Here is a 6650-nt window from a genome sequence, read left to right as displayed (position 1 = left end):
TCGCGACGCCGCTCACCGAGCGCGTGTACCGGCGGCTGAAGCGCCAGGGCGTGGGCGCCGACATCCCGGAGTTCACGGTGGCGAAGGCGGCCGGTGCCGGCGCGGGACTGGTGTTCACGCGCATGAGCGGCCAGCCGCTGACCAAGGGCGTGCCGGGGCTCTTCACCTACGACGGCTATCACAAGGGCTTCCAGCGCGAGGTCGAGCGCGTCGCGCGCACGCTGGCCGATGAAGAGAGCTGGGTGCTGGGCGTCAACGACAGCAATCGCCAGAACGCGCTGCGCTCGCTCGACGTGCAGCAGCAGCTCGCCGACGAGGTGCGCCGCCTGTACCTGACCGACTACGTCACGGTGTGGGAGGAGTTCATCGCCGACGTGAAGATGCTGCCGACGGCCAACCTGTCGCAGGCGGTGCAGATGTCGCGCGTGCTGTCGGCGCCCGACAACCCGCTGGTGCCGCTGCTGAAGGCGATGTCGCGCGAGACCACGCTCGGCGACAGCAAGGACGTGGCGTCCAAGGTCGAGACCAAGGCGCGCGATGCGATCCAGCGCTCGCGCGAGGAACTGCTGCGGCTGCTGGGCAACCAGGCGCCGGCCACGCCGCTCGGGCCCGGCCAGCGGATCGAGAGCATCGTCGACGACCGCTTCGTCGCGTTGCGCCAGCAGACGCGGGCAGTCGACGGCAAGGCCGCGCCGATCGACTCGACCATCGCGCTGATCAACGAGGTCTACACGCTGCTGACCGCGGCCGACACCGCGGTGAAGGGCGGCAACGTGCCGCCGCCGTCGGACGTGCCGAACAAGGTGAAGGCCGAAGCCGCGCGGTTGCCCGAGCCGACCCGCTCGCTGCTGAACACGCTGTCGGTCAGCGGCACCAAGGCGGCGCTCGACATCACGCGCAGCAACATCGGCAACTCGATCAATGCCGAGATCGGCGAGTTCTGCCGCCAGGCCATCAGCGGGCGCTACCCGTTCGCGCGCGGCAGCAGCCGCGACGTGACGCAGGAGGACTTCGCCCGCGTGTTCGCGCCGGGCGGGCTGTTCGACGCGTTCTTCCAGAAGAACCTGGTGAACTTCGTCGACACCTCGACGCGGCCGTGGAGCTTCAAGAAGATCGACGGCGCATCGATGGGTGCCGACAGTTCCACGCTGCTGCAGTTCCAGCATGCGGCGGTGATCCGCGACACCTTCTTCCGCGGCGGCGGCACCGCGCCGGGGCTGCGGCTCGACTTCAAGCCGATGGAGATGGACCCGTCGATCACGCAGTTCACGCTCGACGTCGACGGCCAGCTCGTCAAGTACGCGCACGGCCCGCAGATCCCGGCCTCGATCCAGTGGCCGGGGCCGCGCGGCAGCACGCAGGTGCGCGTCGCGCTGACGCCGGTGTCGGCGAGCGGCCTGTCGGGCGACACCCGGGAAGGCCCGTGGGCGCTGTTCCGGTTGTTCGACAAGCAGCAGGTCGAGGCGGCCGGCGCGCCGGAGCGCTTCAAGGCGACCTTCAACATCGACAACCGCAAGGCGGTGTTCCTGGTCACCGCCAGCAGCGTGCGCAACCCGTTCCGCTTGCCCGAGCTGCAAGAGTTCTCATGCCCGGGCAAGCTGTGAGCCACGACTTCAGCATCGACCAGTTCATCAGCGGCGTCGGCACGCAGGCGCCGGGCTGGTTCGGCAAGCTCGCGATGCTGGGCGATTTCGCGAGCCGGCGGCTGCCGCAGCCGTTCGTCGATGCCTGCGATGCGTGGCTGTCGAAGGGCATGGACGCGAGCCGCACGCGGCTCGGCGCGCAGTTCCTCGATGTGTACCTGACCGGGCCGATCTGGCGCTTCGCCTGGGCGCCCGGCGTGATCGACAGCGAATGGTGGGCCGGCGTGCTGATGCCGAGCGTCGACAAGGTCGGCCGCTATTTCCCGCTGGTGGTCGCGCAGACCGCGCACGACCTGCCGGAGACGCTGGAGGGCATCCAGGCGCTGGACGGCTGGTACCGGCACCTGAGTGCTGCCGCACTCGGCACGCTGGGGGCGGGCGCGACGGTCGAAGATTTTGAATCGGCGCTTGCGCGGGCGCCATCGTGGCAGGCCGAGCGGCACAGCGTCGAGCCTGCTGCCACCGCGATGCCGGGCCGGCTGCGCTACACCTATGCGGGCGCCGCGAGCCTGCCGCAATGGATCGACGGGCTGGTGGTGGCCGAGGCGATGCGCCGCTACACCGGGCACAGCCTGTGGTGGCCCGACCATGCGTCGGCGCCCGACGACAGCCTGTCGGTGGCGCCCGGGCTGCCGCCGCCGGACTGCTTCTCGGAGCTGCTGGAGGGGCGCTGGTGAGCGACTCGACCGACGGACCCAGCTTCACGCCGGACGACGAGCGCACGGTCGTCAAGACCGATGCGCCGCTCGACGGCGGCAACTCGCTGCCGAACGGCTTCCGGCTGCAGGAGTACGTGGTCGAGGGGCTGGTCGGCGAAGGCGGCTTCGGCATCGTCTACCTGGCGCGCGACACCCAGCTCGGCCGCGTGGTCGCGCTGAAGGAGTACATGCCGGCGACGCTCGCGACGCGCGGCCCTCAGTGCGAGGTCTCGGTGCGCTCGGCGCGCCATCGCGAGACCTTCGAGCTGGGTCTGCGCAGCTTCGTCAACGAGGCGCAGCTGCTGGCCGCGTTCGACCACCCGTCGCTGGTCAAGGTGTACCGCTTCTGGGAACAGCACGGCACCGCCTACATGGTGATGCCGTACTACGAAGGCCCGACGCTGAAGCAGTGGCTGATCGAGCACGGCCGGCCCGACGAGGCGCTGCTGCTCGGCGTGGCGCACCCGCTGATCGACGCGCTGGAGCTGATGCACCACCAGCGCTGCTACCACCGCGACATCGCGCCCGACAACATCCTGCTGCTGAACCAGCAGAGCACGCAGTTCGGCGGCGCGGCGAGCATGCGGCCGGTGCTGCTGGATTTCGGCGCCGCGCGGCGCGTGATCGGCGATGCGACGCAGGCGCTGACGGTGATCCTGAAGGCCGGCTACGCGCCGGTGGAGCAGTACGCCGAATCGAGGGCGATGCGCCAGGGGCCGTGGACCGATGTGTATGCGCTGTGCGCGGTGCTGTATGCCTCGATCACCGGGCGCGCGCCGCTCGCGTCGGTCAGCCGGCTCGTCACCGACGACCTGCAGCCGGCGGTGCAGGCGGGGGCGGGGCGGTATTCGCCGCAGTTCCTGGCCGCCATCGATGCCGGGCTGGCGGTGAAGCCGGACGACCGGCCGCAGGACATGGCGGCGCTGCGGGCCKTGCTGCCGGGTGGGCATGGGCACGGGCTGGGGCATTCGCCGTCGCAACTGCTGGGCAGCTCGACGCGCGGCGGGTTGGCGGTGCCGCCGGACCTCGGCGCGTCGACGGTGGTCACCCCATCGACGCGGCCGGCCGAGCTGATGCCCGATCCGCATGCGAAGCCGCCGTCGCGGGCCGGTGTCTATGCGCTGGCCGGGCTGGTGGTCGCCGCACTGGCCGGGGCGGGCTGGTGGTTCGCCGGCCGTGCACCGGCGCCCGCCGTCGTGGCCGCGGCACCGTCCGCATCGACCGCAGGGGTGACGACTGCCACGGCGCCGTCACCGGCACCGGCCGTCGCCCCCGCGCCGCCGCCAGCCGTGCCGTTCGGCCTGGTCACCGCGCTGCAGGACATCGTGCGCCACGCCGACCCGGTGCTGGGCGTCAACGCACTGGCCGACAAGTCGCAGCTGCGCATCGGCAGCGACCGGCTGCAGTTCCGCGTCAAGTCGTCGGAGGCCGGCTACCTGTACGTGTTCCTGGCCGGCACCGACAAGGCCCACTTCTACCTGCTGTTCCCGAACGAGCTCGACAAGAACAACCGCATCGAGCTGAACCGCGAGGTCGTGCTGCCGCGCGCCGGCTGGCACATCACTGCCGGCGGGCCGCCGGGCACCGACCACATCGTCGCGATGGTGTCGCGCAAGCCGCGCGACATGACCGGCATCGGCGTCAAGAAGGCCGGCGACCAGATCCCCGAGATCGACCTCGGGCTCGCCGAGCAGCTGTGGGCGGCACGCCAGCCGGGCGACAGCCCGTTCGCCGGCAAGCCGGTGTGCGACGCCGGCGAGTCGCCGTGCGATGGCAGCTACGGCGCGACGCTGCTGGTGATCGACGAGGTGAAGCGGTAGCTCGGCCGATCGCGCGCTGCGGGCTCTGCCGGCGTTGAGCGTTCCTGCGATGGCCAGGAAGCTCAGGAAACTGGAGGCGCTGGTCTGCCTTCGTTGAACTGTTCCGGATCCGGCGTGACTCATGCCCAGGGCCTGTTAACACTACGGGAAGGACGGTCATCATGGAATTGCGAATCAGGCCCGGCGGGATCCGGCGCGCAGCGCTGGAGGGGACACCTGCTGCAAAGGGATTGCCGGATCGGGTGAGTGACGTGAAGGCGGGGGCGAAAGCGCAGTGCGCAGTGAGCCGCCTGGTGGGCGCCGAGCGCCGACCCGAGGCCTGGGTGGGTTGGCACGATCCGGTGGATCGGGGGGCACAGCTCAAGCGCTTGCGCAATCGAGATGACGGGGTTCAGCCGACTCCGCCCGCGCACAAGGCGTTGAAGACTTCAGCCGTTCAACGGCTGCCGCTGGGACTCGGCACCCAGCTCGAGCCGCAGTCGGGTGAGATCTTCAGGGAGGACGGCAGCAGCGTTCGTGCAGCAGCCCATGTGACGCTGGTGCTGCAATGGCTGGGTCGTGCCCGGGGGCGGCTGGTGACGGTGGAAGCCTTCAGGAAACAATGCGGGCGCGACTTGATGCAATGCGTGAATTCCGCGCGTCAGTTGCTGCCGCAGAATGCCATCGAGAACATGGATGGCGGCTACAGGCTGAGGTTGCCGGCCGAGGTGCTGGATGGCGATGTGCGCAGGGTGGGGCCTTTCACGGTATGGCCCGAGCAGCATGCGGTGCTGGTGGCGCCGCGGGGAATGTCGGAAATTCCTGCCTATCTCACCGAACGCGAGTACCTGATTTTCGACAGCTTGCTGGAGAGGCGAAGTCGGCCGGTGCGCAAGGCTGCCATCGAGGCAGCGAGCCAGTCGACAGCGAGTCGCATCCGGTATTCATACGGCGGGTTGCGCTACAAGCTCGGATCGGAGATGTTCATCGAAACGCCTGGCTGCTACCAGCTCAAGTAGCGATGCCGGTCTCCTCACGTTGAAGGCTTGCGGCCCGTGCCCTGACGCGGTCCAATGCGCATCCGACAAGCACATCGAATCGATGGGGAGGCTTCATGGCAGCACGAACGGTGAAGGTCGCGAGCGCAACGAAGGCGGCGAAACCGCGCCGCCCCACCGCCGACCCACTGCCGAAGAACTCGCCGTTCATGCGCGTCGCGCGCCCCGACGAGATCGACGTGCGCGACCGGCCCTACCGCCCGTCCATCGGCAGCGCGCCGCCACCGACGCTGTTCCCGAAGCACGGGCTGCCGGTCAAGTACCAGGGCGACACGATGGCCTGCACCGGCTTCGCGCTGTCGCTGGTCGTCGAGCACCTGTTGCTGGCCTCGGGCCGTGAACGAAAGCCTGCCATCTCGCCCTACATGCTGTACTCGATGGCGCGCCGCTACGACGAGTACCCGGGCTCGTCCGAAGACAAGGGCTCCAGCCTGCGCGGTGCGATGAAGGGCTGGTTCAAGCACGGCGCCTGCCGCGAGCCGCTGTTCCCCGGGCTCGAGATGCCGGCGGCCAGCAAGAGCCTGGCCGACGACTGGTGGTTCGATGCGGTGAAGCGCCCGCTCGGCGCCTACTACCGCATCGACCACAAGGCGATCACCGACATGCATGCCGCGCTGAACGAGGTGGGCATCCTGTATGCGAGCGCCGGCTGCCACTCGGGCTGGGACGACGGCATCGAACTCACCGCGCTGAAGAAGCGGCCGACCTCGTTCAGCGAGCCGCGCAAGGGAATCTGGGAGATCCCGGTGAAGGGCGGCCACGCGCGGCATTCCGGCCACGCGTTCGCGATCGTCGGCTACAACGAGCGCGGCTTCCTGATCCAGAACTCCTGGGGCACCGACTGGGGCTCGTACGGCTATGCGATCCTGAGCTACGACGACTGGATCGCCAACGCGATGGACTGCTGGGTCGCGCAGCTCGGCGTGGTGACGCAGGACCACACCGCGATCTCGAAATCGATCAGCCTGCGCACCGACGCGGCCGGCCGTGTCGCGCTCGCGGCGAGCGAGGTGCTGCGCAACCGCGAGCTGTCGCCGTTCATCGTCAACATGGGCAACAACGGCGCGCTGAGCAACAGCGGCGTATTCCGCACCCGGCCCGACGACGTGCGCGCGATCGTCGACGTGCAGCTCGCGCAGGCGCGCAAGCAATGGGGGCTGCAGGACGGCGTGGTCGACGTCTGCATCTTTGCGCACGGCGGCCTGGTCGGCGAGTCTGCCGCGGCCGACATCGCGGCGCAGTGGATCCCGATGCTGTACGAGCAGAAGATCTTTCCGATCTTCCTGATGTGGGAGACGGATTTCTTCACGAGTGCGCTGAACTGCATCGATGATGCGATCCGCGACGTGCCGCGCAGCACCGCCGCCGGCTCGTCGATGGCGGCCTGGTGGAACGAGCGGCTGGAGCGCGTGCTGTCGCGTCCCGGCACGCGCATCTGGGGCGAGATGAAGC

At 69.4% G+C, this 6650-nt stretch carries 5 protein-coding genes; all 5 read left to right on the top strand.

Annotated elements, in window-relative coordinates:
• Positions 1–1604, top strand: a 1604-nt coding sequence (gene tssM / locus AC1D12_RS20645; RefSeq protein WP_477842528.1) for a type VI secretion system membrane subunit TssM, incomplete at its 5' end; no start/stop codon positions are given.
• On the top strand, positions 1586–2320 hold the full coding sequence (gene tagF, locus AC1D12_RS20640) for a type VI secretion system-associated protein TagF (protein WP_082004388.1): 735 nt from the start codon (positions 1586–1588) through the stop codon (positions 2318–2320). The genes tssM and tagF, both read left to right, overlap by 19 nt.
• A complete protein-coding gene (locus tag AC1D12_RS20635) occupies positions 2317–4161 on the top strand; it encodes a protein kinase domain-containing protein (protein WP_477842526.1) in 1845 nt (614 codons plus the stop codon). Before tagF ends, AC1D12_RS20635 begins: the two co-directional genes overlap by 4 nt.
• 161 nt (positions 4162–4322) lie before the next feature.
• Positions 4323–5159: a hypothetical protein gene (locus tag AC1D12_RS20630; RefSeq protein ID WP_477827607.1), complete on the top strand. Its 837-nt coding sequence runs from the start codon at positions 4323–4325 to the stop codon at positions 5157–5159.
• Positions 5160–5254: 95 nt separating this feature from the next.
• A partial coding sequence (locus tag AC1D12_RS20625) for a C1 family peptidase (protein WP_477842524.1) occupies positions 5255–6650 on the top strand: 1396 nt, incomplete at its 3' end.

It is taken from the genome of Rhizobacter sp. P1_G5 (assembly GCF_056405435.1).
Note: the sequence above shows the minus strand (reverse complement) of the source record. Positions and strands in the feature narration are given on the sequence as shown.

What these genes read in the sequence shown, in the direction of transcription:
- AC1D12_RS20630 (WP_477827607.1), top strand. Translation starts at nt 4,323, where the DNA reads ATGGAATTGCGAATCAGGCCCGGCGGGATCCGGCGCGCAGCGCTGGAG.
- tagF (WP_082004388.1), top strand. Translation starts at nt 1,586, where the DNA reads ATGCCCGGGCAAGCTGTGAGCCACGACTTCAGCATCGACCAGTTCATC.